22 protein-coding genes are annotated in these 26533 nt (G+C 66.7%); 5 read left to right on the top strand and 17 right to left on the bottom strand.

Annotated elements, in window-relative coordinates:
* Positions 1–29: 29 nt before the first annotated feature.
* Both ACQR10_RS09680 and ACQR10_RS09675 read right to left on the bottom strand, forming a co-directional pair.
* Complete coding sequence (locus ACQR10_RS09680; RefSeq protein ID WP_434911932.1) at positions 30–1610, bottom strand: DHA2 family efflux MFS transporter permease subunit; 1581 nt, start codon at positions 1608–1610, stop codon at positions 30–32.
* A gap of 12 nt (positions 1611–1622) precedes the next feature.
* A complete protein-coding gene (locus ACQR10_RS09675) occupies positions 1623–2888 on the bottom strand; it encodes an HlyD family secretion protein (RefSeq protein WP_434911931.1) in 1266 nt (421 codons plus the stop codon).
* A gap of 314 nt (positions 2889–3202) precedes the next feature.
* Between ACQR10_RS09675 and ACQR10_RS09670 the strand changes: the two genes are divergently transcribed.
* Positions 3203–6589 carry a hypothetical protein gene (locus tag ACQR10_RS09670; RefSeq protein WP_434911930.1) on the top strand — a complete coding sequence of 1129 codons (3387 nt, stop codon included), beginning with the start codon at positions 3203–3205 and terminating at the stop codon, positions 6587–6589.
* An 8-nt stretch (positions 6590–6597) separates the two neighbouring features.
* Here the strand turns inward: ACQR10_RS09670 and ACQR10_RS09665 are convergent, their stop codons facing one another.
* From ACQR10_RS09665 to ACQR10_RS09625, 9 genes are read right to left on the bottom strand one after another with little or no spacing between them, the layout of a single operon-like run.
* Entirely contained in the window at positions 6598–7290 is a 693-nt protein-coding gene (locus ACQR10_RS09665) for a YoaK family protein (protein ID WP_316218792.1), read from the bottom strand.
* 19 nt (positions 7291–7309) lie between these two features.
* Positions 7310–8719 (bottom strand): alginate export family protein, encoded by a 1410-nt coding sequence (locus ACQR10_RS09660; protein WP_434911929.1) that lies wholly within the window; start codon positions 8717–8719, stop codon positions 7310–7312.
* Between the two features lie 12 nt (positions 8720–8731).
* Positions 8732–9622, bottom strand: a complete 891-nt coding sequence (locus ACQR10_RS09655) for a glyoxalase (protein WP_316182948.1) — start codon at positions 9620–9622, stop codon at positions 8732–8734.
* 27 nt (positions 9623–9649) lie between these two features.
* On the bottom strand, positions 9650–10075 hold the full coding sequence (locus ACQR10_RS09650) for a DoxX family protein (RefSeq protein WP_315805331.1): 426 nt from the start codon (positions 10073–10075) through the stop codon (positions 9650–9652).
* A complete protein-coding gene (locus ACQR10_RS09645) occupies positions 10075–11952 on the bottom strand; it encodes an amidohydrolase (protein WP_316218790.1) in 1878 nt (625 codons plus the stop codon). The genes ACQR10_RS09650 and ACQR10_RS09645 overlap by 1 nt, the downstream gene beginning before the upstream one ends.
* Positions 11949–12233, bottom strand: a complete 285-nt coding sequence (locus tag ACQR10_RS09640; protein ID WP_316218789.1) for a XapX domain-containing protein — start codon at positions 12231–12233, stop codon at positions 11949–11951. The genes ACQR10_RS09645 and ACQR10_RS09640 overlap by 4 nt, the downstream gene beginning before the upstream one ends.
* 14 nt (positions 12234–12247) lie before the next feature.
* Positions 12248–12892, bottom strand: a complete 645-nt coding sequence (locus ACQR10_RS09635) for a hydrolase (protein ID WP_315712755.1) — start codon at positions 12890–12892, stop codon at positions 12248–12250.
* Positions 12893–12919: 27 nt separating this feature from the next.
* Positions 12920–13432 (bottom strand): hypothetical protein, encoded by a 513-nt coding sequence (locus ACQR10_RS09630; RefSeq protein WP_316218788.1) that lies wholly within the window; start codon positions 13430–13432, stop codon positions 12920–12922.
* A gap of 15 nt (positions 13433–13447) precedes the next feature.
* The gene (locus tag ACQR10_RS09625) at positions 13448–14272 is read right to left on the bottom strand and encodes an alpha/beta fold hydrolase (protein ID WP_316218787.1); all 825 of its coding nucleotides are present in this window, start codon (positions 14270–14272) and stop codon (positions 13448–13450) included.
* Positions 14273–14411: 139 nt separating this feature from the next.
* Between ACQR10_RS09625 and ACQR10_RS09620 the strand changes: the two genes are divergently transcribed.
* A complete protein-coding gene (locus tag ACQR10_RS09620; RefSeq protein WP_316218786.1) occupies positions 14412–15461 on the top strand; it encodes an AraC family transcriptional regulator in 1050 nt (349 codons plus the stop codon).
* Between the two features lie 33 nt (positions 15462–15494).
* Here the strand turns inward: ACQR10_RS09620 and ACQR10_RS09615 are convergent, their stop codons facing one another.
* Positions 15495–15950, bottom strand: coding sequence for a nuclear transport factor 2 family protein (locus tag ACQR10_RS09615; protein WP_434911928.1), 456 nt, complete (start codon positions 15948–15950; stop codon positions 15495–15497).
* Between the two features lie 114 nt (positions 15951–16064).
* The gene (gene thiD / locus ACQR10_RS09610; RefSeq protein WP_315805324.1) at positions 16065–16865 is read right to left on the bottom strand and encodes a bifunctional hydroxymethylpyrimidine kinase/phosphomethylpyrimidine kinase; all 801 of its coding nucleotides are present in this window, start codon (positions 16863–16865) and stop codon (positions 16065–16067) included.
* A 121-nt stretch (positions 16866–16986) separates the two neighbouring features.
* Here thiD and ACQR10_RS09605 point away from each other — a divergent pair, with 121 nt between their 5' ends.
* Together ACQR10_RS09605 and ACQR10_RS09600 are read left to right on the top strand one after the other, a co-directional pair.
* On the top strand, positions 16987–17232 hold the full coding sequence (locus ACQR10_RS09605) for an Lrp/AsnC ligand binding domain-containing protein (RefSeq protein WP_315805323.1): 246 nt from the start codon (positions 16987–16989) through the stop codon (positions 17230–17232).
* Positions 17233–17603: 371 nt separating this feature from the next.
* Entirely contained in the window at positions 17604–18668 is a 1065-nt protein-coding gene (locus ACQR10_RS09600; protein ID WP_316182993.1) for a helix-turn-helix domain-containing protein, read from the top strand.
* Here ACQR10_RS09600 and ACQR10_RS09595 read toward each other — a convergent pair.
* Complete coding sequence (locus ACQR10_RS09595) at positions 18622–21144, bottom strand: bifunctional diguanylate cyclase/phosphodiesterase (protein WP_315805322.1); 2523 nt, start codon at positions 21142–21144, stop codon at positions 18622–18624. The genes ACQR10_RS09600 and ACQR10_RS09595 overlap by 47 nt on opposite strands.
* Positions 21145–21382: 238 nt before the next feature.
* Between ACQR10_RS09595 and ACQR10_RS09590 the strand changes: the two genes are divergently transcribed.
* Positions 21383–22543, top strand: coding sequence for an ABC transporter substrate-binding protein (locus tag ACQR10_RS09590; protein WP_315805321.1), 1161 nt, complete (start codon positions 21383–21385; stop codon positions 22541–22543).
* A 27-nt stretch (positions 22544–22570) separates the two neighbouring features.
* On the opposite strand, the gene ACQR10_RS09585 is transcribed toward ACQR10_RS09590, so the two are convergent.
* From ACQR10_RS09585 to ACQR10_RS09575, 3 genes are all read right to left on the bottom strand, one after another.
* On the bottom strand, positions 22571–23491 hold the full coding sequence (locus tag ACQR10_RS09585; RefSeq protein ID WP_316218785.1) for a cytochrome c: 921 nt from the start codon (positions 23489–23491) through the stop codon (positions 22571–22573).
* Between the two features lie 148 nt (positions 23492–23639).
* Positions 23640–24089, bottom strand: coding sequence for a c-type cytochrome (locus tag ACQR10_RS09580; protein ID WP_434911927.1), 450 nt, complete (start codon positions 24087–24089; stop codon positions 23640–23642).
* 130 nt (positions 24090–24219) lie between these two features.
* Positions 24220–26529: a xanthine dehydrogenase family protein molybdopterin-binding subunit gene (locus ACQR10_RS09575; protein ID WP_434911926.1), complete on the bottom strand. Its 2310-nt coding sequence runs from the start codon at positions 26527–26529 to the stop codon at positions 24220–24222.
* Positions 26530–26533: the final 4 nt, after the last annotated feature.

Raw genomic sequence — 26533 nt, 5'->3', positions numbered from 1 at the left:
CGGAACGACAGCCGAACGACCGTGCTTCCTCAATGCGCCATCGCCGGGCCGCCGCCGAGCTTGACCTTGCGGAGCGTCAGCGCCAGCGGAATCGCCGACAGCGAGATCAGCATCAGCGCCCAGTAGACGTCGACATAGGCGAGCAGCGACGCCTGCATCTGCACGGTCTGGCCGATCCAGGCGAGCGCCTGCTGCTGCGCCTGGACCAGCGAGCTGCCGTGGGCGGTGAAGTAGTTGGTCACCTGGTGCAGCGTGTCCTGATAGGCCGGGTTGGACGGAATGGCATTCTCGACCAGCCGGCTCTGGTGGAACTGCGCGCGATGCGCCAGGATGTTGGCGGCGAGCGACACCCCGATCGACCCGCCGGTGTTGCGCGCGGCGTTGATCAGCGCCGAGGCCTGGTCGGTCCTCTCGGGCGGAATGCCGTTGTAGGACGCGGTCGTGATCGACAGGAAGATCAGCGGCAGGCCGATTCCGATCAGCATGCGGGATTCGGCGAAGAACCAGAAGTCCACATTGGCATAGACCCGGGTGAGGTCATACATCGCGAAGGCGACGACCGCGGCGCCCGTCATGATCATGTATTTCGGCTGCACCTTGCCCGAGAGCCGTCCGACCACGAACATCATCGCCATGGTGACGAGGCCGCCGGGCGACAACACGAGGCCCGCCCAGGTCGCGGTGTAGCCGAAATCCTGCTGCACCATCTGCGGCAGCATCTGCGTGGTGCCGAGCAGGATCGCGCCGGTCGCCAGCATCACCAGGAAGCTGGCGCCGAACTGGCGCGACGCCAGCATGCGGACGTCGACCGTCGGGTTTTTCTGGTTCATCTCCCACGGGATCATGGCGATGAAGGCGGCAACGCAGACGGCGGCGGTGACCAGTATGAAGCGCGAGTCGAACCAGTCGTCCTCGAGGCCGCGGTCGAGCATCAGTTCGAGCGCGCCGAGGAAGGTCGCGACCAGCACGAAGCCGACGACGTCGAAGCCGTGCGCCTGCTTGCGCCGCTCTTCAGTGACAGCTTCAGGCTCCTTGAGGATCAGCCCGATCAGCAGCATCGCGGCGACGCCGACGGGGCCGTTGATCAGGAAGCACCAGTGCCAGGAGACGTTGTCGGAGAGATAGCCGCCGAGCGTCGGGCCGACGACGGGCGCGACCACGACGGCGACGCCGAACAGCGCGAAGGCCTGGCCGCGCTTTTCCGGCGGGAAGGAGTCGGCGAGGATCGATTGCGCGACCGGCACCATGCCGCCGCCGCCCAGGCCCTGCATGATCCGGAACAGCAGCAGCACCTGCAGATTCCAGGCGAGGCCGCACAGCACCGAGCTCAAGGTGAACAGGCCGAGGCACATGATGAAGAAGGTCTTGCGTCCCAGGCGCTTGGCGAGATAGCTCGACGCCGTCAGGATGATCGCGTTGGAGACGAGATAGGTCGTCACCACCCAGGAGGATTCGTCCTGGCTGACACCCATGCCGCCGGCGATATAGGGCAGCGCGACGTTGGCGATGGTGGTGTCCAGCACCTCCATGAAGGTCGCGAGCGCGACCAGCACCGCGATGATCCACGGACTGCCGGCGCGCGGCGCGGAGAGAGCGGCAGCCTCACGCATGGCGGACCTCCCTCACAGCACGGCCTTCAGCCGCTCATAGAGCGACGGCCTGGCATCGACGCGCACGGTCGGCACCACCGACATGCCGGGACCGAGCGCGACGTCCGTCGGCGGATCATCCATGTCGATCTTGACCGGCACGCGCTGCACGATCTTGACGTAGTTGCCGGTCGCATTCTGCGGCGGCAGCAGCGAGAAGGCCGGGCCCGAGCCGGACTGCACGCTGGCGACATGGCCGCGGATCTCGCGCTCCGGATAGGCGTCGATCTCCAGGGTCACGGGCTGGCCTGGACGCATCTCGTCGAGCTGGGTTTCCTTGAAATTGGCGGTCACCCAGACGTCATCGGGCACGAACATCGAAAGCGCCGTGCCTTGTGCCGCCAACTGGCCGTCGGCGGCGCTGAGATTGACAACGCGGCCGGGCTGCGCCGCGGTCACGGTCGTGTAGGACAGATTGAGCTGCGCCTGGTCGCGCTGCGCCTGCGCCTGCGCGAGATTGGCGTCGGCGCTCTCGCGCTGCGCCTTCAAGGACTCCAGTTGCCGCTGCGCCACCTGCAGATTGGCCTGCGCCGAGGTCAGCGCCGCCTTCTGCTGCTGGAGCTGCGATGTGTATTGCTGCTCGCTCTGCACCGTGCCCGAGCCGGTGCGGGCGAGGTCCTGATAGCGCTTGGCCTGCTGCTCGGCGAAGGTCAGCCCGGCCTGGGCCTGCTCGACCTGGGCCTGGCCCGCGGTGATCTGCGCCTGCTGCACCTCGATCTGCGCCTCGATGTTGCGGATCGCCGCCTGGGCCGACTTCACCTGCGCATCGGCCTGGGCCAGCGCGGTCTTGTAGTCGCGATCGTCGATGCGCGCGATCACGTCGCCGGCCTTGACGTGCTGGTTGTCGGTGACGGGGACGGCGGTGATGTAGCCGGAGACTTTCGGCGCAATGGAGAACTGGCGGGCCGCGATGAAGGCATCGTCGGTGGTCTCATAGTGACCGGCCGCATCGTAGTAGACGTAGCCGCCGGCGCCGACGGCGAGCAGCAGCACGAGACCCAGCGCTGCCCCAAGCGGATGCCGCCGGATCAGGCTCCTCCGGGCCCCCTCCTGGCGCTGCCCGTGCTCCGTCGGCGACGGACCGGGCTCCGCAGCCGGCGCCTTGGCCTCGATCTGCTGCGGAGTGTCGCCAGAGGCATCCCCGCGCCATTGCCGCACGGCACGATCGCGCGCGGAGACCACCGGATCGTCGTTGGCCGCAGATGGAACCTCAGCCGATGACAGAGCTTGCTGTGTCATCACGTCTCCTTGAAAAGAACGGAACCGTTTCGTTTCTACAGTTGGGCGCGATGCATGTGGGACGCAATGGCGCACAGCGATGCGGCGAGCTAAACTTTTCGTCATTGGAGATCGCCGACGCGCGTTTCCCTGCGCCTCCACCGCGAACCGCCGTGAGCAAGGTCAACTGCGTGACGCAGCCGCGGTTGCAGTCTCACGTGATCGCGTTGACTCGATCAACGCGGCTAAATACAACACACGCATAATAAGAAATTGTTAGGGTCGGCAACCGACTACCGCGGAAGATGCCGACGTGATCCTATTGCGAGGCACGCATGCCCGTCCGTCAGGTGCCAGGCTCAGACCTGCAATATGTGCTCATCGCCTTCGATGCGACGGGGCAAGAGCGGCGAGAGGCCGACGGTTCGCTCGCGAGCGAGATGGTGGTGAACCGCCTCCATGCGCTGGGCGCGGCGGTCAGCGATATCATCCTGCTGAGCCATGGCTGGATGGGCGACGTCCCCGCGGCGATCGAGCAGTATGATCGCTGGCTCACCGCCATGGGAGCGCTCGACGCGGACCGGCTCGCCGCGGAACGGCAGCGTCCCGGCTTTGCTCCCGTCATCATCGGGCTGCACTGGCCGAGCCTGCCATTCGGCGACGAGACGCTGCCGTCGGGCGGCGGCGGGTTACTGTCCGCCGACACGCCGGCGGCATCGCTCGAGGCGGAGGTGGAGCGCTATGCGGCACGCGTCGCCGACACGCCGGCGGCGCGCGCCGACATTCGCTCGATCCTCGAGCAGGCGCGCATTGCGCCGGCGGCCACGTTGCCGGACTCGATGCGCGATGCCTATCTCAGGCTGTTCGCTGCGTCCGGCCTTGCGATGGGCGATGTAAGCGGACGCCCTGGCGCCGAGCAGGACCGGTTCGATCCGACCGTGATCGTGAGCGAGGCACGGAGCGGGCCGGCCGATGCGACCGCAGGCACGCTCGGCCTCGGCGACGACCTGCGCGAGGCGCTGCTGGCGCCGCTCCGCATCCTGTCGTTCTGGAAGATGAAGGATCGCGCGCGCCAGTTCGGCGAGGCCGGCGCCCATGATGTCCTCGTCAAGCTGCAGCAGGCGGCGCCGGCGGCCCGGGTTCACCTGATGGGCCACAGCTTCGGCTGCATCGTCGTGTCAGCGGCCGTCGCCGGCACACCCGACGGCCGCGCGCTGCCGCGTCCGGTCGAGACGATGTTCCTGGTCCAGGGTGCACTGTCGCTGTGGTGCTATGCCGAGAGCATTCCGCAGGCCGCCCCGGCGCAGGGCTATTTCCGGCGCACGCTGCTGAAGGGGCTCGTGCGCGGCGCCTTCGTGACCACCCGCTCGAGCTACGACCGGGCGAACGGATGGTTCTACCCGCTCGGAGCGCGGCTGAAGCAGCAATATCTGCTCGATACCGACTATCCGCTGTACGGCGCCATCGGCAGCTTCGGCGTCCGCGGCACCCAGCCTGTGGCGACCGTCGACATGCCGATCCAGGATGTCGGCTTCAGCTACGGTTTCGGCAGCGGCCGGGTCTACAACATCGAGGCGAGCCGGATCATCCGGAACGGCGGCGGCGCGGCCGGCGCCCACAGCGACATCGCCCACCCCGAAGTGGCTCACGCCTTCTGGGCCGCGATCCTGGCCGCGCCCGCGGCCGTCAGGCCGCAACCCGGCAGCATCGGCGGCGGGCTGCTCAGCGACGACATCCGCCACTTCGATCAACAGCGATACGATCAGCAACTCTGGCGGCAGCGAACGTTCGAGCGGACTTCGGAGCAGGTGCAACAGGTTCAGCGGCAGGAACAGCAGCAGCAGGTGCAGCGACAGCAGCGCGAGCAGCAGGAGCAGAGCCAGCATCAGCAGCAGCAACGGCAGCAGGAGGAACAGCAGCAGCGACAGCAGGAGCAGGATCAGCAGCAGCAGCGGCAGCAACGGCAGGAAGAGCCGCAACAGATTCAACTGCAATATCCGCAATGGGTGGCGCCGCCGACCGTTCCGCAGCCGCCCCCGCTCGACAACCGCAAAGCCTATCCGCCCGGCGAGCAGCGCTGGATCAATGCCGGCTTCGAGGATCTCGATGCGCCGTTGAAGCCGGGCCAGTGGTACACGTTCGCTTTCGACGTCGACATCCAGCAGAGCGGCGTCTCGTCGGTGCCGCTTGCCGACGAGCAGCTGTTCCCGGAAGGAACCTCCGATGTCACTTTGACCATCCAGCTCGACAGCGACGATTTCGAGCTTTCCGACAAGAGCCGCCCGCTGCGCCTGCCGAGCACCGGCAAGTCGCGCAACAAGGCGCGGTTCGATCTGTCGCCGAAGAAATTCGGCCCGTCGGCGCTGCGGGCGACGGTCCACAAGGACGGCAATTTCGTCCAGCAGATGGACCTTGTCATCGATGTCGGCGCGGCGCCCTCTCCCCGCGTCGAGGGCGCGCATGGCCGGCCCTATTCCTCCGCCAGCGTGCTCAATCCGCGCGACGTCGGCCTGTCGATCATGCCGATCGCGGGCGGCTACGACTGTCTCGTCTGGAAGCCCGTCACGGTCCGCGCCCGGCTGCCGTTGCTGCCGGACTACCTGGCCAAATCGATCGAGATCGTGCGCCAGGAGCTCATGAAGGTCGTGACCCATCAGAACGCGGCCGGCAGCTTCGTCTTCCAGAGCGGGATCGACATCGCCGATGCCGACCGCGACGCCGCCCTGAAGATCATGGCGCGGGCGGGATCGGCGCTGTTCCAGAAGCTGTTCTTCGGGCCCGCCGCGGCGCAGGATTCCAAGGACATCGGCGACTTCCTGCGCAAGCTGACCAGCGACCGCTCCAGGCGGCTGAAGCTGCAGATCGTGGCGGAGGCGACCACGGTGCCGTGGGGCCTGCTCTATGTCGGCGATGCCTCGGCCGGCGCACAGCTCGACTGGGACAATTTCATCGGCATGCGCCACGTGATCGAGCAGATCCCGATGCAGAACACGCCGCGCATCTCCGACTGCCTGATCCCGAGCGACAAGCCCGAGCTCAGCATCAGCCTGAACGTCAACGACAACATCGACCGGCAGATGGGCGCCGACCTCGTCGCCCAGCAGCAGCGGTTCTGGCTTGCGGAAAAGGCGGCGCGCCGCAACGTCCACATCGTCTCGCGCACGACCAGCAAGGAGCTGGTCAAGGCGCTGGCCGACGAGACCACCAACGACCAGATCCTCTACCTCTATTGTCACGCCCGGGCGACCGGCCTCGACGACCCCGGCGGTCCCGACAGCTCCAGCCTGGTGCTGACCGATGCCGGCATCACGCTGGGCGAGCTCAGCCTGGACGCCCCGACCAGCAAGCTGCTTCCCGGCAACCCCCTCGTCTTCATCAACGCCTGCGAGTCGGCCGAATTGTCGCCGGCGTTCTACGACGGCTTCGTGCCGTATTTCATGGCCAAGGGCGCGCGCGGCGTGGTTGGAACGGAATGCAAGACCCCGGCGATCTTCGCCACGGCCTGGGCGAAGCGCTTCTTCGAAAGCTTTCTCGACGGCGTGCCGCTGGGAGAGACCTTCCTCAGCCTGCGCCGAGAATTCCTCCGCGAGCACGGCAACCCGCTCGGACTGCTCTACGCTGTCCACTGCGACGGCGACACCCAGGTTGCGCCGTCGCTGCCGCGGCTGCCGCCGACGGCGCCCGCGCCGACCGTCCAGCCGGCCCTCGGCACCGGCACCTGACGGCGTTCTCAGCGCGCCGGCTCGGGCCCGGCGAGGCGCACGCCGAGCGCCAGCGCGGCGACGACCGGCGGCACGACGAAGCACCAGCTTCCCAGGCGCATGAACAGCAGCGCCGCGGCACCGCAGCCGAGCGCAAAGGCGAGCACGTTGATCGCCATCTGCATCAGCCGCGCCGGCGGCGGCGCTTGGCCCTTGTCGCCGACATAGATCCTGTCGGCGAGGTCGATCATCACCTGCGTGGTCGTGCCGGTCATCAGGGTCGACGGCGGCGAGCTCGGCAGATGGATCCGGTGCACGGCGTTCTGGATCGCCATCGCCGCGACCAGCACCATGCCGGTGATGATCGCCTCGCGGCTGTCGCCGTCATGGAACGGGCCGAAATGGATGGCGAGCACGGCGCCAAGGACGAGCAGCACCAGCTTGACGCCGATCAGGACCTCGAACGCGCGCGACCACCGCCGCGACAGCAACGTGCCGGCCAGCCGCGTCGCGATCACGACCAAGCAGAATACCGGGAGCGCCAGCAGCTTGGCGGTCGCGCCCGAGGTGCCCAGCGCCAGCGCCGCACCGAACGTCACGAAGTTGCCGGTGACGTGCGCGGTGAACAGGCCCTGCAGCGCCAGGAAGCCGGCAGTGTCGACATAGCCGGCATTGACGCTGAGCAGCAGCGGCACCACGTTGCGGGACTCGAATTGCGACATGTGGTCCTGCTTTCGTTGTTCAGAGCGCGTATTTCAGCTCGATGCCGATGTAGTCGCTGTCGTGGCCGCCGGCGCGGCGCAGCGTGTCGCCGATCTCATAGTGCACGGCTTCCAACGCGCCCGTGAGGTTGGCGTTGAAGCGATAGTCGGCGCGCAGCTGCGCATAGGCGCCGGACCACGAGCTGCCCTGCCCCGCGGTGCCGGCGACCGCGACATTGGGCTGGACGTAGATCGCGTCCGCATTGGTCGCGCGCCATTGCAGGCCGATCGCGGCCATGAAGGACAGCGCGGCGGTCGGCTTCACGGTCAGCGACGGCTTGAGATGGATCAGGTTGGTGTAGCCGGTGAAGCCGGCGAGCGAGAAGTAGTAGCCGTTCGGAAACAGCGGATTGAAGGTCTCGATCCGGCCATCGCCGCGATGGCGGTCGCCGGAGGCGCCATCGAGCTGCAGGCCAATGCGTGGCTGCCAGGCGACATCGGCGAACGTGTAGCCGGCGCGGGCGCCGGCGCCCCAGGCGCGGATCTGCTTGGCGCCGACCGAGCCCGCCTGCCCCATCGCCTCGAGATCCCAGTCGAAGCCGGCGAGCTTGCCAGCGAAGCGGAGGTCCAGCACGTGGCGCTGCTCGAGGCCGGCGGCGTCGAGAAAGCGGGCATTGTCGCGCTGGTAGTAGGAATAGTACGCCGACAGCTCGTTGGTGCCGAGCACCTGGCGCTCGACGCGAAAGGTGTGGAACAGAAACTTGCCGTTGGACGTATCGTCGAACGGCCGCACCAGATTGTACTGCACCGGCTGGCTGACGAAGCCGATGAAGCGCCAGGGACCGCTTTCCCAATCGCCCCACAGCGCATCGAAGGACTGGCGCACGTTCGGCCCGTCGCGCGAGGAGACGAAGCGCTGCAGGTCGAAGTCGAAATCCTGCCGGCCGACACGGACCTTGAACGTGCCCTGCTCCGTCGCGTTGACGTAGGCGAGGAAAGCCAGCCGGAGATCGAGCGGGTTCTGGTCGACAGAGGTGATGTTGGCCTTGCCGAAGGCTCTCGCGTCCTCGAGCTGGACGAATGCCTGCCAGTGCTCGTCGAAATGCGCGTCGGCATGGATCTGCAGCCGCTGCAACACGTGCTGATCCGGCTTCGCCCCGCCGATGCCGAAGCTCGCCGCGTCCAGGCTCTCGAACCGCTCGCGCAGGGTCATGCCGAACGAGACATAGCTCTGCGGCACGCCGGCCTGCAGCGGAATGTACTTGATCGGATCGAACGGCTCCGTGCGCAGCGCCGGATTGGCGAGGACGGACCAGTCCTCCTGCCAGCGATTGGTGCGAATGGCGGGACGGGCGTCCTCGGCGGCGGCCAGGCCGCACGACACCGCGACCATCGCAAGCGCCGCGGCCGTCCTCGTCAGTGCCCCAGCCATCCGCACGCGCCTCTCCATCCGCCGATGGCGCTACTTTACCAGCGCATGGATTTCCGCGACATAGCCGCCGGGAAACTGCACCAGCGCCTGCTCGCGCTTGTCCGCCGTGAACGGCTCGACCAGCACGGTCGCGCCCGAAGCCTTGGCCTTGTCGAGCGTGGCCTTGAGGTCGGCGACCTCATAGCCGGTCATCTCGCGGCCGAACGGATATGGCAGATGGCCATCGGTGACGAGCACGGTCATGCGGCCGAACACCGACTCGATGCGGATGCGCCGGTAGCGGTCGTTGGGCCGGCCGATCTCGACGCCCGGCGCCTTGGCCTCGTCGGAGATCACCTTGCCCTTTGAGAACCGCAGGAAGGCGCGGGTAAACGCCTCGGCGCGATCGGCCGAGACATAGACGCGGTTCTCCGGAACCTTCTCGAACGCGGCGTAGGACGGCTTGGTCGTGTGCCAGTAGAGCTGCATGTTGACGCCGCCCGGCCACTGGATCACGGCATCGCGGCCGATCGGATCGGGAAACGGCGAGACGACGACGTCGGCGCCGGCGGCCCTGGCGGCCTTGATGGCGGCGTCCATGTCGGTGACGAGATAGCCGGTGCGCTCTGCGCCGAACGGATACGGGATCGGAGTCTTGAAGCCGAACAGCGACACCGTGCCGACCGGCGTCTGCAGCAGCTGCGAGGTCGTGCTGCTCGGCGTCGGCGTCACCGTCGCGACGACCTGCTTGGTGCTCTGGCCGCCGAAGGTGGCGAGGAAGCTCGTGACGAACTTCTCGACGTCGTCGGGCGCGACATAGACATGCGTCGTGTCGTATTGCGCGCCGACGCCCACGAGCCGCGCGGTGTCCTTGGCGAATGCGGGAGCGCCGAACAAGGCGGTGGCAACGAGTACGCCGAGCAGATGACGGGAGCGGATCATGACAACCTCAGACAAATGGAGACCGGATCAGGCGCGGCGCGCGCGCCAGGACATGATGGAGACGAGCACGAGACCGGCGATCAGGCCGAGATGCTCGAAGAAGGAATTGAGCGCCATGAAGCGGTCATGGCCCTCCATGTGCCAGAAGTCGTTGGCGGTGAGCATGGCGACGAAGGTGAGCACGCCGAGCGCACCGGCGCCGAGCCAGGCGAAGCGGTTGACCACGACGAGCAGCGAGCCGATCAGCTCGACGGCGATTGCAGCGACCGCCCACAGCGCCGCCGGCTGCAGGCCGAAATGGGCCTGCTCGGCGACGGCACCGGGAAAATCCATCAGCTTCTGGACGCCGCCGATCACATAGGCCGAGACGAGCGCGAGCCGCGCCGCGGGCCAGAGCCACGGCCAGGCGAGCACCGCTGCGACCGGCCGCGGCGTGTCCGGGATCACGGCCATCACACCGCCCAGCAGGCGCAGCCGAGCGCGCCCCAGAAGCTCTTGAGGTCGGCGATCGGCAACTGGCTCGACCAGGACCGTGCATGGTCGTGGCCGTGGACGCCGCAGGCATTGGCGCAGCCGCACATCTGCATCGCCTGGGCACGCACCGCGCCGGTCTCATCCTTCGCGAGCCACGCGCCGTAACCGCCGAAGCGGCGCACCGGCGACCAGTCCGGCATCGCCGGCGGCGGCGCGGAGTCGTCCAGCATCTTGAAATCTGACGCCGCATAGACGACGCGGCCGCCGACCATGGTGAGGTCGCTGGCGATGTCGGCGATCTCGGCCTCGGCACAGGAGAAGAAGTCGCGGTCCGGCACGATCAAATCGGCAAACTGCCCGACCGCGATGCGGCCCTTGCGGCCCTCTTCATTGGAGAACCAGGTGACGTTCTCGGTCCACATCCGCAAAGCGGTCTCGCGATCGAGGCAGTTGCGCTGGGGATACAGCCGCAGGCCGCCGACGGTGCGGCCGGTGACCAGCCAGGACAGCGAGACCCAGGGATTGTAGGAGGCAACGCGCGTCGCATCGGTGCCGGCGGAGACCTTGACGCCCTTGTCCAGAATCTTCTTCACCGGCGGCGTCGCCTCGGCCGCGCCAAAACCGTAGCGCTCGACGAAGTACTCGCCCTGATAGGCCATGCGGTGCTGCACGGCGATGCCGCCGCCGAGCGCGGCGACGCGGTCGATCGACTGGTCCGAGATCGTTTCGGCATGATCGAAGAACCAGTTGAGACCCTCGAGCGGCGTATCCTGGTTGACCTTCTCGAACACGTCGAGCGCGCGCGAGATGGTCTCGTCATAGGTGGCGTGCAGCCGCCACGGCCATTTGTTCTGGACGAGGATGCGCACCACCTCTTCGAGCTCGCCTTCCATCTCGGCCGGCATGTCCGGCCGCGGTACGCGAAAATCCTCGAAATCGGCGGCCGAGAACACCAGCATCTCGCCGGCGCCGTTGTGGCGGAAATAGTCGTTGCCCTGCTTGTAGGTCGAGCTTTGCGTCCAGCGCAGGAAATCGTCCTTCTCGCCCTTTGGCTTCTGCGTGAACAGATTGTAGGCGAGCCGGATCGTGAGCTGGCCGTCATCGGCCAGCTTCTGGATCACGGCATAGTCGTCCGGATAGTTCTGGAAGCCGCCGCCCGCGTCGATCGCGCCGGTGACGCCGAGGCGGTTCAATTCGCGCATGAAGTGCCGGGTGGAATTGAGCTGATAGTCAAACGGCAGTTTCGGTCCCTTGGCGAGCGTCGCATAGAGTATGGCGGCGTTCGGCTTGGCGAGCAGCAGACCGGTCGGATTGCCCTCGGCATCACGCGCGATCTCGCCGCCGGGCGGTTGCGGCGTGTGCTTGTCGTAGCCGACGGCGCGCAGCGCGGCGCCGTTGAGAATCGCACGATCATAGAGATGCAGCAGGAACACCGGGGTGTCGGGCGCGACGGCGTTGAGTTCGTCGATGGTCGGCAGCCGCTTCTCGGCGAACTGATGCTCGGTGAAGCCGCCGACCACGCGCACCCATTGCGGCGGCGGCGTGATGGCGACCTGGGCCTTGAGCATCGCCATCGCGTCCGCGAGCGAGCGCACACCGTCCCAGCGCAGCTCCATGTTGAAGTTGAGTCCGCCGCGGATGATGTGCAGGTGGTTGTCGATCAGGCCAGGCAGCACGCGACGGCCCTTGAGATCGATGACCTTCGTCCGGGGGCCGGCGAGCTTCATCACGTCCTGCTCGTGGCCGACCGCGGTGAACACGCCGTCCTTGATCGCGACCGCGCTCGCCGCGGGATTGGAACGGTCGAGCGTCGTGAACAGGCCGCGATGCAGGATGAGATCGGGATGGTCGCTCATGAGGCCTTCTCGTCTTGCGTAGCAATGGTGGTCTCTGCCCGGCCGTGATGGCCGGGCAGCAGGCCGAAGATGTGCGTGGCGCAGGCTGCCTTCTGCCACGCAGCCGCAAGGCTGGTGCCGTCCAGGAGCTGCCTGCCCACGGGGATCACCTGCTCTCCGACGAGGATGCCGAGCAGGCCGACCAGCGCCACCAGCGGCGGCGCCGGCGAGCGGACCTGAAGCAGGCTGTAGATCACGCCGACCAGCAGCCCTGCCCCGAGCGAAAACAGGTAGATCTTCATGGGATGCCTCAGCGCTACTTCGCCCCGCCCTCGGAGGCGTGCTCGCCGAGCGCCCATTTCGAGAAGCGGATCTGGATGCCGTAGGGCGAATGCGCCTTCAGGATCTCCATCATGCCGTCATAGGTCTCGGCACGTGCCCAGTCCTGCTGCAGCTCGAAGGCGAACTGGCACGAGGTGATCGGCACCGCGCCGGCCTGCACCGCGCGATCCATCGCCCGGTTGTGCGCTTCGAGCGACAGGTCGCCGCAGGCATCGGCCGGGATGTAGATCTCATAGCCTTCGCGCAGCATGTCGAGCGTCGGGAACAGCACACAGGCCTCGGTCCAGAGTCCCGCGATGATGAACTTCTTGCGACCGGTGGCGGCGACCTGCTTGCGGAAGCCGGCATCGAGCCAGGAGTTCATCGCCGTGCGGTCGACGATGTCGTGCTCCGGAAACAGCTCGGTCACTTCCGGCATGAAGGGACCGGAGAACGAGTCCTTGGCGACCGTGGTGAGCACCGTCGGAATCTTGAACAGCTTGGCCGCCTTGGCGACGATCTGGATGTTGTTGAACACGCCGAGGCGATCATGCGACTGCACGCCCTGATACATCGCGGGCTGATAGTCGATCAGCGCCACGGCGCAGTTCTGCGGGGTCAACATTTCGAGCTTGGACACGAGGTTCTCCTTGAAAGACCGAACGGATCAGGTGAGCGAAGCTCGCGGCGCCAGCGCGGTGGGCGCGAAACGCCGCCACGAGAAGACACCGAAAGCAATGAACAGAGCGAGCGCGACGAGCTGAGCTGCCGCGAACGGCGGCTCGCTCTGCGTCGGCGCCAGCGCATTGAGCACGCCGATCTTCTGGAACGACTGCACGATCGCGACGAAGACGTTGAGATAGAGCGAGAGCAGCGCGGTGACGACATAGACCCGTCGCCACCATCCCGATAGCCCGAACGCATAGAGGGCGGCGCTGGCCGCAATCAGCAGCGCGAGCAGGATGATGCCGATGATGCGCGGCGGGTCGAGACCGAACGGCGGCAGCGGAAAGCCGGTCACGCCGGTGAGGAAGGTCGTCACCAGGAACAGCGCCGCCCAGGCCGCCAGATGGCGGCCTGCCAGCATGCCGGCGAGCATCACGAGCCCGGTCGCGATTCCAATCAGGCTCAGCACCACGTGGATCTGAAGAAACAGGGCCGTCGGAATTCCCCAGGTCATGCAAGCCTCCCCTGATCAGCTCTTGATGAAGGACAGGAGATCGGCGTTGATGGTCTCGGCTTCCGTGGTCGGCATGCCGTGCGGAAAGCCCTTGTAGGTCTTCAACACGCCGTTCTTCAGCAGCCTGGCCGACAGCGGCGCGGAATCCGCGTAAGGCACGATCTGGTCGTCCTCGCTGTGCATGACCAGCACCGGCAAGGTGATCGTCTTGAGATCCTCGGTGAAGTCGGTCTGCGAGAAGGCGACGACGCCGTCGTAATGCGCCTTGGCGCTGCCCATCATGCCCTGGCGCCACCAGTTCTGGATCACGGCCTCGGACGGCTTGGCGCCAGGCTTGTTGTAGTTGTAGAACGGCCCAGCGGCGACGTCGCGATAGAATTCCGCGCGGCGCGTGGCGACCTGGGTCTGGAAGTCGTCGAACACGGATTTCGGCAGTCCGCCCGGATTCGCCGCGGTCTGCACCATCAGCGGCGGCACCGCGGCGATGATCGCAGCCTTGGCCGCGCGGCTCTCGCCATGGCGCGCGAGGTAGTGCACGACCTCACCGCCGCCGGTCGAATGGCCGACATGGATCGCGCTGTTGAGATCGAGATGTGCGGTCAGTGCCGCGAGATCGTCGGCATAGTGATCCATGTCGTGACCGTCGGCGACCTGGGCCGAGCGGCCATGGCCGCGGCGATCGTGGGCGATGACGCGAAAGCCGTGATTGAGGAAGAACAGCATCTGCGCATCCCAATCATCGGCTGACAGCGGCCAGCCATGGCTGAACACGATCGGCTGGCCGGAGCCCCAATCCTTGTAGTAAATCTCTGTGCCGTCATTGGTTTTCAGAACGGGCATGATTTCTCCTGCGCGCCAGCCATGCGGTCGCACCACCGATTTTGGTATCGCGATCGCCAATATCAGGTGCTATGCAGTCTCATGTGCATCTGCACAATGACCCGAGGATGCCAAAGCACTGGCTCCAGAAGGCCAAGGGATGGCTCAGCAGATTCGAACCACATCGTCGTCCTGGATGCGCGGCGTTGCGACGACGCTGAACGAGCAAGGTCTGGATGCCGCCGCGCTGTTTGCCGAGGTCGGCCTGTCGATCGGCGATCTCGACGATTGCGACCGACGCTGGCCGACCGAGGCGCTGAGCCGGTTGTGGGTGCTGGCGGCCGAGCGTTCGGGCAATCCGGACATCGGGCTGGCAAAGCTCGATGCGCCGCGACCTGACAACTATGGCGTCGCCGGCTACGCCATGATGTCGAGCCCCACTCTTCTCGCCGGGCTGATGCGCCTGATCCGCTACATGTGCCTGGTGAGCGACGCGGTGACCATCACGCTCGAGCAGGGCTCTGGCGGTCGCTGGATACGAACCGACGTGTTCGGCGGTGAATGCCCGATTCCGCGGCAGCGTTATGACTACGGCGTCGTCAATCTGCTCAATCTATGCCGGTGGATGCTGGATCGTCCGCTGACGCCGCTCGCGACGCGTTTCTCGCATGCGGTGCCGCTGTCGATCGCGTGCTACAACAGGGCGTTCCAATCCCCGCTCGAATTCGATGCGCCGTTCAACGGCTTCCTGGTGTCGGAACAGGATCTCGCCTGCAAGCTGACGACCTCGGCGCCCGAGCTTTCGGCAATCCACGATCGGATCGCCGACGAGGCGCTGGAGCGCCTGGTCAAGGCCGACACCGCGCATCGCGCCCGCACCGCGATCGCCAGGCTGCTGCCCGACGGCAGCCCGCTGCGCTCGGCCATCGCAGCCGAGCTCGGCTTGAGCGACCGCACCTTCCAGCGCCGGCTCGCCGATGAAGGCCTCTCCTTCAGCGACCTCGTCGACGATGTCAGGCGCGAGCTGGCCCAGCGCCATCTCGCCGACTTCCGCATGACGCTCACCGACATCGGCTATCTGCTCGGCTATGCCGACCAGAGCACCTTCTTCCGCGCGTCAAATCGCTGGTTCGGCGAATCGCCAGGCGAATACCGCTCGCGCGTGATGAGGGGCGTGCGTCGGGAAATCGCGCTCGCGCGCGGACCATGATCCGCCGGCGGGAGACGCCTTCAGACGCGTTCTTCAGAACATCCCATTGGGATTGGCCGACTGCTCGGGAATGGGCTGAACCGAATCCCAGTGCTCCTCGATCTTGCCGTCCTTGAGACGGAAGATGTCGACGATGGCGTTGCCGCGGGTGCCGGGCTCGCGGATGGCGTGAACGCGCAGCACGACGAAGTCGCCGTCGACATGCACCTGCGTGATCCTGCTGTGCGACTGTGGAAACTTGGCCTTCAGAAATTCGATGAACTTGCGAAATCCCTCAGGGCCATCCTCGGCATTCGGATTGTGCTGGATGTAGGTGCCGAGATATTTCGACGCCGCCTCGAAATCCTTGCGATTGAGGCCCTGCTCATAGAAGTCGAGCACGATCGCATTGTTGCGTTCCTCCTGGGCGGAATAGGCCCGCTGGGCCAGCACCGGTGTCGCCACCGCGGCGAACAGCACCGCAGCCACCGCCGCGAAACGCGTCATCATTCCGTCATCTCCTGCGGAGCGCAGGCATGATGCAGCCGTTGTCCGCCCCAGCTATTTCGGCTGCCGCCAGCTAAGCTGAGTTGCCACGGGAAGTGACCTCAAAGATGTGTGACCTCAATAATAGCGGTGGAGATGATGCACCGGGCCGTGGCCGTGTCCGACCGTGAAGCGATCGGCCGCCGCGATCGCGCCGGAGATGAAGGCCTTGGCGTTGCGCACGGCCGCCTCGAGGCTCTCCCCCTTCGCCAGCCCTGCGGCCACGGCCGACGACAGCGAACAGCCCGTGCCGTGGGTGTTCTTCGTGTCGATGCGCGGCGACGGCAACGGGATGCTGGTCGCTGATGTGATCAGGTAATCGGTGCTGTCGGCGCCCTGCCCGTGACCGCCCTTGATCAGTACGGCCGGACAGCCGAGCGCGAGCAGCCGGCGGCCTTGCGCCGCGATCGCCTCGTCCGTATCAGCGACCGGCTCGTCGAGCAGCGCGGCCGCCTCGGGCAGGTTCGGCGTGATCAGCGTCGCCTGGGGGATCAGCCGGCGGCGCAGCGCGTCGATCGCATCCTCCGGCAACAGCCGCGCGCCCGAGGTCGCGACCATCACGGGATCGAGCACGACATGCCGCGGCCGCCAGCGCGCAAGGCTTGCCGCGATGGCGTCGGCGATCGGCGCCTGCGCCACCATGCCGATCTTGACCGCGCCGACGTCGAGGTCATCGAACACCGCGTCGATCTGCGCCGTGACGAAATCGGGCGGCACCAGATGCACCCCGGTCACGCCCCTGGTGTTCTGGGCGGTCAGCGCCGTCAGCACCGAGGCGCCGTAGACGCCGAGCGCCGCGAAGGTCTTGAGGTCGGCCTGGATACCGGCTCCCCCGGAGGAATCCGAACCGGCGATGGTGAGTGCGACGGGGGTGCTCATGCCCCTTCCTAGCGCGGGCCGGCCGCGCCCGGCAAGCAGGCCCGGTCGCCGGAGAAAGCGTATCGACTTCGCCGGAAAACGCTATATTGAGGCGAAAGATGCCTTCCGGAGACAGCCCGCAATGGTTCCCTTCTTCGTCCAGATCAAGTGCAAGCTCGGCCAGTCCTACACGGTCGCCAATGCGCTGGCGGAAGCCGAGATCGCCTCCGAGATCTACTCGACGGCGGGAAATTACGACCTGCTGGTGAAGTTCTACGTCGACAATGACACCGACATCGGCCACTTCGTGAACGAGAAGGTCCAGGTCCTGCCCGGCATTCAGGACACCCACACCATCATCACGTTCAAGGCCTTCGGCGCCACCTAGCGACGCGCTCGTCCCGACCGGGCGCGGCCTGCCCGTCGGCCGCCTGCCCCACGACAAAGGCGCCCGTCGTGACCGACGGGCGCCGAGGTCCTGAAAATGGGTCAAGCATGGTTTCGTCATGAAAGACGGTGGCGGCCGGAGACCGTTGTCCGCCAATTCGCGCCAGTGGGCCGGAAAGCCGGACCTTTCGATCGTGAGGGGCAATGGGGGACCGTCGAACGGCCCGGCTTTCCCTTTCGGCAACTCGGCGATAGGCGTTCTATAGCGGGTGCGCGGAGCACCCGGTCAAGGCGAGCAACCGATCCGATACGGTCGATCAAGAGGTTGAGACGAAAACTCAAGAATGACTGCGGCGCCGTGTGAAGAGTGAGATCAAAGCCGTTTCGTCCCTGCTGCCGAGTTACGGCTTTTGCGCCGAGCAGATGGACACCGAGGCGAACATCGCGGCGTGGCGCGAGGCCACTTCGACGTTTTTCGAGGTCGACGAACTCGCGGCCGGCGAGGCCGCTCCGTTCAGGGCGGACGTGCTGTCCTACGCGCTGGGCTCCGTGCTGCTCGGATCGGCCCGGGCGAGCGGCCAGCGGTTCCGCCGATCGGCCGAGACCATTGCCCGCAGCGGCGTCGACCACATCATCCTGCAGCTCTACGTGAGCGGCAGCTATGAGGGGGTCGCGGCGGCCGCGCCGATCCGGGTCGAGGCCGGCGACCTCTGCGTGCTCGATCTCGCCCAGACACTCGAAACGCGCGCGACGCCGTTCGAGAACATTACCTTGGTCGTTCCCCGTCCGATGTTCGATGCGCGCCTGCTGCAGGTCGACGACCTGCACGGCCTGGTGCTGCCGCGCAGCGGCGCGCTGGCGCCGCTGCTGGCGCGGCATTTCGGCGCACTGCTCGACTGTGCGCCGCGCATGAGTTTCGACGAGTGCCAGGCCGCGGTCGAGGGCACGATCGCGCTGATCTCGGCCTGCCTGCGCGGCGAGCTCGAACGCCGCGATGCCGACCGCAGCGTGACGCCGGATGCTTCGCTGCTCCGCATCCGCCAATACATCGAGGCGCAGCTGTCGAGCCCCGAGCTCAGCGCCGACGCGGTGGCGCTGCATTTCGGGATGTCGCGCGCGTCGCTCTATCGCCTGTTCGCGCCGATCGGCGGCATCGCCGACTACATCCGCAGCCGCCGCCTGCATCGCGCGTTCTTCGATCTCGCCGGGACCGGGTCGCGGACACAGCGCATCAGCGAGGTGGCGCGGCGCTGGCAGCTCGGCACCGATGCCCATTTCACGCGGCTGTTCAAGACCGCCTACGGCATCACGCCGAGCGCCGCGCGCGAGGCCGCCATGCTGGGCCTGGCACGCCTGCCGGTCGACGCAGATGCCGAAGCCGCCTCGCCGCTCAGCCGTTGGATGCGAGGGATAGCAGCGCCCCGGACCGGGGAATGAGCGCGACGACGGCCGCCGAGCGCGGATCGTCGTCCTCGGATGCGTCGTCCTCGGATGCGTCTTCGGCCGGCTGCGGCTCGTCGGCCTCGGATGCAGCGCGGGCGATCTCCAGATGCTGCTCGAGCTGCTCAACCGGCATCGGCCGGCCCAGCAGATAACCTTGCGCGAAGTTGACGCCGAGCGAGCGCAGTTGCACCAGCTGCTCTTCGGTCTCGACGCCTTCGGCGGTGATCTGGATGCCGAGCCCCCGCGCCAGCGTCACGACCGATGAGATCACGGCGGCACTTTCGTCGCGCACGCTCAGATTGGCGACGAAGGACTTGTCGATCTTGATCTTGTTGAACGGGAACGCCGTCAACGAACGCAGCGACGAATAGCCGGTGCCGAAATCGTCGAGCGCCAGCGAGATGCCGAGGCCCTTCAGCCGGTCGATGAAGCTCTCGTTCTCGGCCGCGCGCTCCAGCAGCACCGACTCCGTGATCTCGATCTCGAGACGCTTCGGATCGAGGCCCGACCTCGCGAGCGCCGACTGGATCACGTCGAACAGCTCGGCCTGCTTGAACTGGACGGGCGACAGATTGACGGCGATCTTGACGTCGTCGGGCCATGCGGTGGCGTCGTCGCAGGCGCGCCCGATGATCCATTCGCCGAGCGGCACGATCAGGCCGGTCGACTCCGCAAGCGGGATGAACTTGTCCGGCGGCACCAGCCCCTTGACCGGATGGCGCCAGCGCACCAGCGCCTCGACGCCGCACCGCTCGCGCGTCTCGGCGTCGTAGAACGGCTGATAGTGCACCTCGAACTGGCACTGCGCGATGGCGTCGCGCAGATCGCCCTCGAGCGTGTTGCGCGCCTCGAGCTCGGCCGACATCGCGTCGTCATAGAGCGTGTAGCAGCTGCGGCCGGCGGATTTCGAGCGGTAGAGCGCGAGGTCGGCCTTCTTGAGCAGGTGCTCCTGGTCGCGGCCGTGCTGGGGCGCGAGCGAGATGCCGATGCTGGTGCCGATCTCGACGCGCTGTCCGCCGAGCTGGTACGGCTCCGCGATCAGCCGGGTGATGCGCTGCGCGAGCTCGATCGCGGCGGCGCGCTGGTCGGAGGCGCCGGCCTGGATCAGGGCGAACTCGTCGCCGCCGAGCCGGGCCAGCACGTCCTCGTCGCGCAACTGCGATCTCAGCCGCTGTGCCACCTGCACCAGCAGCTCGTCGCCGGCGCCATGGCCGAGCGAATCGTTGACGTTCTTGAAGCGGTCGAGGTCGAGCAGGAAGACGGTGAAGCGGCCGCTCTTCTCGTCGTTGATGCGCTCCATTTCCTCGAGGAAGAAGGCGCGGTTCGCAAGGCCGGTCAGCGCGTCGGTCTGCGCCAGCTCGAGCACGCGGCGATTGGCGAGGGCGAGCTGCAGGGCGTTACGGCTCGACAGCGCGAGATACACGGCAAGGAAGATCGTCGTCGCCATGCCGGCCGCATACAGCGCCAGCGCGCGATTGTGGCTCGCCATCAGGCTGCCACCGGCGGGCGCCGCCTGGAACACCCAGTCGGCATCGCCGATGCGCAAGGTCGTCGACCAGATGCTGGGGTCCGCGGGCCAGCGCTGCGGGTCCACGCCGGAGGCATTGATCACGCGCTCGGGCGGCAGCAGGTTGATCGCGAGCGCCGGGCTGTTGGGATTGTTCGCGCGCACCGACTGCAACAGCGTCGGCAGGTCGAACACGCCGATGATGAAGCCAGAGAGATTGCGCCGGCGGTCGGCGACCGTCGTGCGCGACGTCCCCTTGGCGTAGACGGGGATGCCGATCATCACGGCGTTATTGCGCTCGTTCTGATTGATCAGGTTCTGACGCGTGCGCAACGCGCCGATCACGTCGTAGTCGCGCGACTGCTCCAGCACGGCGCGATGGTCGGGAATGCTCCAATAGTCGAGACCGTAGACCGGCGAGGTCTTCGCCTCGGTGGAGAAGTAGACCGGATAGTATTCGTCGCTCTCCGGCGCGACGGTGCCGTCGGGATAGGACTTGATGCGAAACGCGGGAACGCCGTCGGTGATCGCCGCCGCCTCGTATTCGCCGCGCTCCTTGCGCTTGATCCGCGGCAGCCACGCCAGCCGCAGCATGCCGCGATGCGACTCGAACAGGCGCGCGCTGAAGGTCTGGTACTCGCTGCGCGTAATGTCGTCGTTGGCGGATTCGAAGCGGGTGCGCAGCGCGGTCAGCCGGCTGACATATTCGTTGACGCCGTTCTGGACCAGGATCGCCTGGGCTTCGGCCAAGCCTTCGAAATCGGTGCGCGCCAGCCGGTTCTCCCAGCGTCCCACGGCAACCGTCCCGACCACCGACAGCACGACACCGACGCATGCCGCGATGATCGCAGGGCGATAAAGGCGGTATCGCGATAACGACGCGCGCAGCCTCTCGCGCCCGCTACCGCTGCGAGCATCATCCTTTTCCTGCAGCGTCGGTGCGCTGTACTCTTCAACCTGCAATATGGCCCCCGCCAAACGGCTGCCCCTCACCACGATGCGGCCGATGCTGGCCGCGGTAAGTTAAGGACGGTCAAAGATGATCCGTTGTGGCGTACCAGAAACCGGGGCTTGGTTAACGGCTGACTGTTGAGGGCCGCCCAAAACGCGATCAAGCGCGGGCTACGTCTTTAGCGAGGTCTTCATTCAACACGCCTAGACTGAGTTGTCATCAAGTGTACCCCGTGCATCGAAGATCGCAATGAACTGGTTTTCAAGCCTTCGGATCTCCTTCATTCTCATCTTGATCGCCGGCGTGCTCCCGCTGGGGTCTGCGCGCGCCGACGAGCTCGGCGTCACCAACGACACCATCATGTTCGGCCAAGTGGCGGCGCTGGAAGGCCCGTCGGCCGCGCTGGGCCAAGCGGCGCGCCAGGGACTGCTGGCGGCCTTCAACGAGCTCAACGCCAAGGGCGGCGTCTACGGACGCAGGCTCAAGTTGTTGAGCCGCAACGACGGCTACGACCCCGATCGCTCGGTCGTCGAGACCATCAAGCTGATCTACGAGGACAAGGTGTTCGCGCTGATCGGCGCCGTCGGCACGCCGACCGCGATGGCCACTGCGCCGATCGCGGCCTCCAACGACGTCCCCTTCATCGGGCCGATCTCCGGCGCCGAATTCCTGCGGACGCCTGAATTCCAGAACATCGTCAACATCCGCGCGAGCTACGCGGCGGAGGCGGAAGCCTCGATCAAGTATCTCACCGAAGAGCTTCACCTGACCCGCATCGCGATCTTCTATCAGGATGACGCGTTCGGCCGCGACGTACTGGCCGGCGTGAAGACGCATCTCGATCGCCGCGGCCTCGAGCTCGCGGCCGAAGGCACGTTCGAGCGCAACACGCGCGCTGTCGGCGCGGCGCTCAAGGTCATTCGGCGCGCGGAGCCTGAAGCGGTGATCCTGGTCGGCACCTACGGCCCGTGCGCCGAGTTCATCAAGATGGCGCATCGCAGCGGCTTCAATCCGACCTTTACGGCGGTCTCCTTCGTCGGCGGCAACGCGCTCGCCAAGGAGCTCGGCCCGGAAGGCCGCGGCGTCGTCGTCTCCGAGGTGGTGCCGTTTCCGTGGGACACCGACCTCCGCATCGTCGCCGACTATCAGGCCGCGATGAAGACGCTCGATCCGAGCCAGACGCCGGACTTCATCGGCCTCGAGGGCTACATCACCGGCCGACTGGTGGCGCGCGCCCTGGCGATGACCGGGCCGAACCCGACCCGCGCCGAGCTGCTCCGCATCATCAACGAGGTCGGCCAGTTCGACATCGGCGGGCTGGTGGTCAGCTTCGGCAACGCGCGCAAGGAGAATCCACCGCCGGTGTCGCTGACGGTGATCCAGAGCGACGGCAGCTTCAAGCCGATCTGACCTGAGCGCGCGCGCCCGCCGAACTGATCAGCTTGCCGGCTTCTTCGGCTTCGGCGGGCCTTCCACCGGCGGCAGCGATTTCAGATAGACCGCCATCGCCTTGCGATCCTCGGGCGAGAGCTGCGAGGTGTTGCGGATCACCCGCGCCATCGAGCCGCCGACGTTGTCGCCGTCGGGCAGTTGTCCGGTCTCGAGGAAATAGCTGATGTCGCTCTCGCTCCAGTCGGACAAGCCCTTCTGGGTGATGTTCGGCACGAAGCCCTGACCTTCCGGCTCTGGCCCACCCGCCAGCCGCTGCGCCGAGACGATGCCGCCGAGCGCATTGCGCGGGCTGTGGCACTCGGCGCAATGGCCGAAGGTGCTGACCAGATAGGCGCCGCGATTCCACTCCGCCGGGCGCGAGGCGTTGGCGGCAAAGGGCTTGCCGTCGAAGAACAGCAGCTTCCAGACCCCGACGGTGCGACGGATGTTGAACGGAAATGGCATGTCGTGCGCGCGCGAGGCGCCCGCAACCGGAGGCAGCGTCTTCATGTAGGCGAAGAGATCGCGGACGTCGTCGATCTTCGCGGCCGCGTAGGAGGGATAGGGAAACGCCGGGTAGTAGTGGCTGCCGTCCGGCGACACGCCCCTCACCACCGCATTGACGAACTCGGCCTCGCTCCAGCGCCCGATACCGTCAGTGGGATCGGGCGAGATGTTGGGCGCATAGAACGTCCCGAACGGCGAGCTCAGCGGCAGGCCGCCGCCGAGCTTCAGCCGGTCCGGCTGGTTCGGCACGGCGTGACAGGACGCGCAGCCACCGATGTTGAACATCTCCTGCCCGTTGGCGAGATCCGGCGCGCGCGTCGCCGCTGCGAGCGTGATCGTCGACGGCTGGGTCAACCACCAGAACACCGTCAGGCCGGCGGCGCCGAGCACGCAGAGAGCAAGCAGGAGGCGGCGTAGCATGGTGGCTCCGTCACAGCAGGAGGAGATCGTCGGCCCGGCGATCATCACCGGAGCTCGGCGGCGCCGTGATACGTCAGGACGCCCGCGCGGCGCAGACAAACGGGGGCGGACGCCATGTCGCGTCCGCCCCCGTGGATGGCAGGTCAGATCAACTGTTCTTGAGACGGAAGGTCTCGTGGCAGCCGCCACATTCCTTGCCGATGCCCGGCGCGGTCGCCTTCAGGCTGTCGAGATCCTTGATCTTCGCCTTGGCCTCGGTGACGACCTTGGCGAAGCTGTCGATCTTGGCCTTGAAGCCCGCCTGGTCTTCCCAGATCTTCGGCGACGGAGCGTAGTCGCCTTCGAACTTGGCGCCCTTCAGGCTCGCCGGATACATCGTCGGCAGCTTCTTGGCGGTGTCCTCGAGCTGGGCCAGAGCGGCATTGACGGCGGCCTGGTCATACGGCTTCTCGCCCTTGACCATCGCGATCAGGACACCGCCGAGGTTCTTGGCGTTGGCCTTCATCGTGTCCTGGCTATGCTTGACCAGATCCTGCTGTGCCATCACGGCGCCGGCCCCTAGCAGCAAAGCTGCGACAGCCACGACAGTCCGCTTCATCAATTCGCTCCTTTGTTGTCACAATCCCGTCCAGCCCACCCGGACGGGGTCGCTCGGTTGGTCAACCCCTCAGCCGGCGGATTATTCCGGAATTGAGGCGGATATCGGAGGAGATCCGGAGGGAGAGTACTCAGAGACTATGACGGCGATGCTGCTCCCGGATCGCGATCCAGACGCGCTCCGGGGTCGCCGGCATGTCGATGTGATCGATCTTGTACTCACGCCAGAGGGCTTCGACGATCGCATTGACGACGGCCGGACAGGAGCCGATCGCCCCCGCTTCGCCGGCGCCCTTGACGCCCATCGGATTGGTCTTGCAGGGCACGTTGTGGGTCTCGAAGGTAAAGGACGGCGCGTCGGCGGCGCGCGGCAGCGCGTAGTCCATGAAGCTGCCGGTGACGAGCTGGGCGTCGGAGTTGCTGTAGACCACCTGCTCCATCAGCGCCTGGCCGATGCCCTGCACCGCACCGCCATGCACCTGGCCGGCCAGCAGCAGCGGATTCAGCGTCACGCCGAAATCGTCGACGATGACGTAGTTGACGATCCTGATGATGCCGGTCGCCGGGTCGATCTCGACCTCGGCCACGTGGGTGCCGTTCGGATAGGTGCCGTCGGCGCTGGCGAAGGTGGCGCTGCCCTTGAGCTTGTCAGGATCGACGCCGGGACGCTTGGCGAGGTCGGCAAACGAGATCGCGCGGTCGGTGCCGGCGACGCGGATCACGCCGTCGGCGATCTCGAGATCGCCGAGCCCGGCTTCGAGCGCTTCGGCCGCGATCTGCTTGAGCTTGTCGCCGAGCTCATGGGTGGCGCGCTGCACGCTGACGCCGCCGGAGGGGATCGAGGCCGAGCCGCCGGTGCCGAGGCCGGTCGCGATCTCGGCCGTGTCGCCCTGATGGATGTGCACGCGCTCCGGCGGCAGGCCGAACTGCTCGGCGACGATCTGGGCGTAGGCGGTCTGGTGGCCCTGCCCGCTCGACTGCGTGCCGATCAGGATGGTGACGTCACCGTTGGGGTCGAGCCGCACATTGGCGGTCTCCTCGCCCATGGTGCCGCAGACCTCGACATAGCTCGCGAGCCCGATGCCGCGAATGAGACCGTGCTTCTTGGCGGCCTTGGCGCGCTTCGAAAACTCCTTCCACTCGGCGATCTCCATGGCGCGCTTGAGGTGCGCGTTGAAATCGCCGGAATCATAGACCTTGCCGGTCGCGGTCTTGTAGGGCAACGCGCGCGGCGGAATGAAGTTCTTGCGCCTGATCGCATCGACGGACATGTCGAGCTTGCGCGCGCAGGCATCGACCAGACGCTCGATGACGTAGGCCGCCTCGGGACGGCCCGCGCCGCGATAGGCGTCGACCGGCACGGTGTGGGTGAAGATCGTGCGCACGCGGCAGTGGAAGGCCTGGATGTCGTAAAGGCCCGGCAGCATGCCGGCGCCGCCATGCGGGATATAGGGCGCGAAGGTCGACAGATAGGCGCCCATGTCGCCCATCAGGTCGACGTCCATCGCGAGGAACTTGCCGTCCTCGGCCAGCGCCATCTTGGCGGTGGTGACGTTGTCGCGGCCCTGCGCATCGCCCATGAAATGCTCGGAGCGGTCGGCGGCCCAGCGCACCGACTTGCGCAGCCGCTGCGCGGCGACCGCGACCAGCGCGTATTCCCGGTAGGGAAACAGTTTTGTGCCGAAGCCGCCGCCGACGTCCGGGCAGATCACCCGCATCTTCTCGGTCGGGATCTTCAGCACGTTCTGGCAGAGGATGTCGCGCAGGCGGTGGCTGCCCTGGCTGCCGGCCGTCAGGGTCAGATGGTCGCGCTTGGTGTCGTAGTCGCAGACCGCGGCGCGGGTCTCCATGAAGCTCGCCACCACGCGCGGATTGACGATGCGGATCTCGGCGACCGCATGCGCCTTCGCGAACGCCGCCGCGACCGCCGCCTTGTCGCCGATCCCGACATCGAACAGCACGTTGCCCTTGTGCTCGGCCCAGACTTGCGGCGCATCCGCCTTGATCGCGTTCACGACGCCGGTCACCGCCGGCAGCGTCGTCCACTCGACCTTGATCGCCTCCAGCGCATCGCGCGCGTGGTCGAGCGTGTCGGCGACGACGAAGGCGATGGCATCGCCGACGTGGCGCACCTCGTCCTTGGCGAGGATCGGATAAGGCGGTGCCGTGAACGGATCGGTCTCGAGATTGAACAGGCACGGCAGCCCGCCGAGCTCGGCGGTGTCCTCGGCGGTCAGGATCAGCGCCACGCCCGGCAACAGCCGCGCCTGGGTGACATCGATGGTGAACCGGGCATGGGCATGCGGCGAGCGCAGCACCAGGGCATGCAGGGCAGCGGATGGCGCGAGATCATCGGTGTAGCGGCCCTTGCCGCGAATCAGCGCGTCATCCTCTTTCCGGAGAACGCTTTGTCCCATACCGAACTTGATCGGAGCTGCCATCTGG

It is taken from the genome of Bradyrhizobium sp. HKCCYLRH2060 (genome assembly GCF_051168135.1).
In the GTDB taxonomy this organism is placed as follows: Bacteria; Pseudomonadota; Alphaproteobacteria; order Rhizobiales; family Xanthobacteraceae; genus Bradyrhizobium.
This window is presented reverse-complemented; position numbering and strand designations above follow the sequence as displayed.

What these genes read in the sequence shown, in the direction of transcription:
- ACQR10_RS09680 (WP_434911932.1), bottom strand. Translation starts at nt 1,610, where the DNA reads ATGCGTGAGGCTGCCGCTCTCTCCGCGCCGCGCGCCGGCAGTCCGTGG.
- ACQR10_RS09675 (WP_434911931.1), bottom strand. Translation starts at nt 2,888, where the DNA reads ATGACACAGCAAGCTCTGTCATCGGCTGAGGTTCCATCTGCGGCCAAC.
- ACQR10_RS09670 (WP_434911930.1), top strand. Translation starts at nt 3,203, where the DNA reads ATGCCCGTCCGTCAGGTGCCAGGCTCAGACCTGCAATATGTGCTCATC.
- ACQR10_RS09665 (WP_316218792.1), bottom strand. Translation starts at nt 7,290, where the DNA reads ATGTCGCAATTCGAGTCCCGCAACGTGGTGCCGCTGCTGCTCAGCGTC.
- ACQR10_RS09660 (WP_434911929.1), bottom strand. Translation starts at nt 8,719, where the DNA reads ATGGAGAGGCGCGTGCGGATGGCTGGGGCACTGACGAGGACGGCCGCG.
- ACQR10_RS09655 (WP_316182948.1), bottom strand. Translation starts at nt 9,622, where the DNA reads ATGATCCGCTCCCGTCATCTGCTCGGCGTACTCGTTGCCACCGCCTTG.
- ACQR10_RS09650 (WP_315805331.1), bottom strand. Translation starts at nt 10,075, where the DNA reads ATGGCCGTGATCCCGGACACGCCGCGGCCGGTCGCAGCGGTGCTCGCC.
- ACQR10_RS09645 (WP_316218790.1), bottom strand. Translation starts at nt 11,952, where the DNA reads ATGAGCGACCATCCCGATCTCATCCTGCATCGCGGCCTGTTCACGACG.
- ACQR10_RS09640 (WP_316218789.1), bottom strand. Translation starts at nt 12,233, where the DNA reads ATGAAGATCTACCTGTTTTCGCTCGGGGCAGGGCTGCTGGTCGGCGTG.
- ACQR10_RS09630 (WP_316218788.1), bottom strand. Translation starts at nt 13,432, where the DNA reads ATGACCTGGGGAATTCCGACGGCCCTGTTTCTTCAGATCCACGTGGTG.
- ACQR10_RS09625 (WP_316218787.1), bottom strand. Translation starts at nt 14,272, where the DNA reads ATGCCCGTTCTGAAAACCAATGACGGCACAGAGATTTACTACAAGGAT.
- ACQR10_RS09620 (WP_316218786.1), top strand. Translation starts at nt 14,412, where the DNA reads ATGGCTCAGCAGATTCGAACCACATCGTCGTCCTGGATGCGCGGCGTT.
- ACQR10_RS09615 (WP_434911928.1), bottom strand. Translation starts at nt 15,950, where the DNA reads ATGATGACGCGTTTCGCGGCGGTGGCTGCGGTGCTGTTCGCCGCGGTG.
- thiD (WP_315805324.1), bottom strand. Translation starts at nt 16,865, where the DNA reads ATGAGCACCCCCGTCGCACTCACCATCGCCGGTTCGGATTCCTCCGGG.
- ACQR10_RS09605 (WP_315805323.1), top strand. Translation starts at nt 16,987, where the DNA reads ATGGTTCCCTTCTTCGTCCAGATCAAGTGCAAGCTCGGCCAGTCCTAC.
- ACQR10_RS09590 (WP_315805321.1), top strand. Translation starts at nt 21,383, where the DNA reads ATGAACTGGTTTTCAAGCCTTCGGATCTCCTTCATTCTCATCTTGATC.
- ACQR10_RS09585 (WP_316218785.1), bottom strand. Translation starts at nt 23,491, where the DNA reads ATGCTACGCCGCCTCCTGCTTGCTCTCTGCGTGCTCGGCGCCGCCGGC.
- ACQR10_RS09580 (WP_434911927.1), bottom strand. Translation starts at nt 24,089, where the DNA reads ATGAAGCGGACTGTCGTGGCTGTCGCAGCTTTGCTGCTAGGGGCCGGC.
- ACQR10_RS09575 (WP_434911926.1), bottom strand. Translation starts at nt 26,529, where the DNA reads ATGGCAGCTCCGATCAAGTTCGGTATGGGACAAAGCGTTCTCCGGAAA.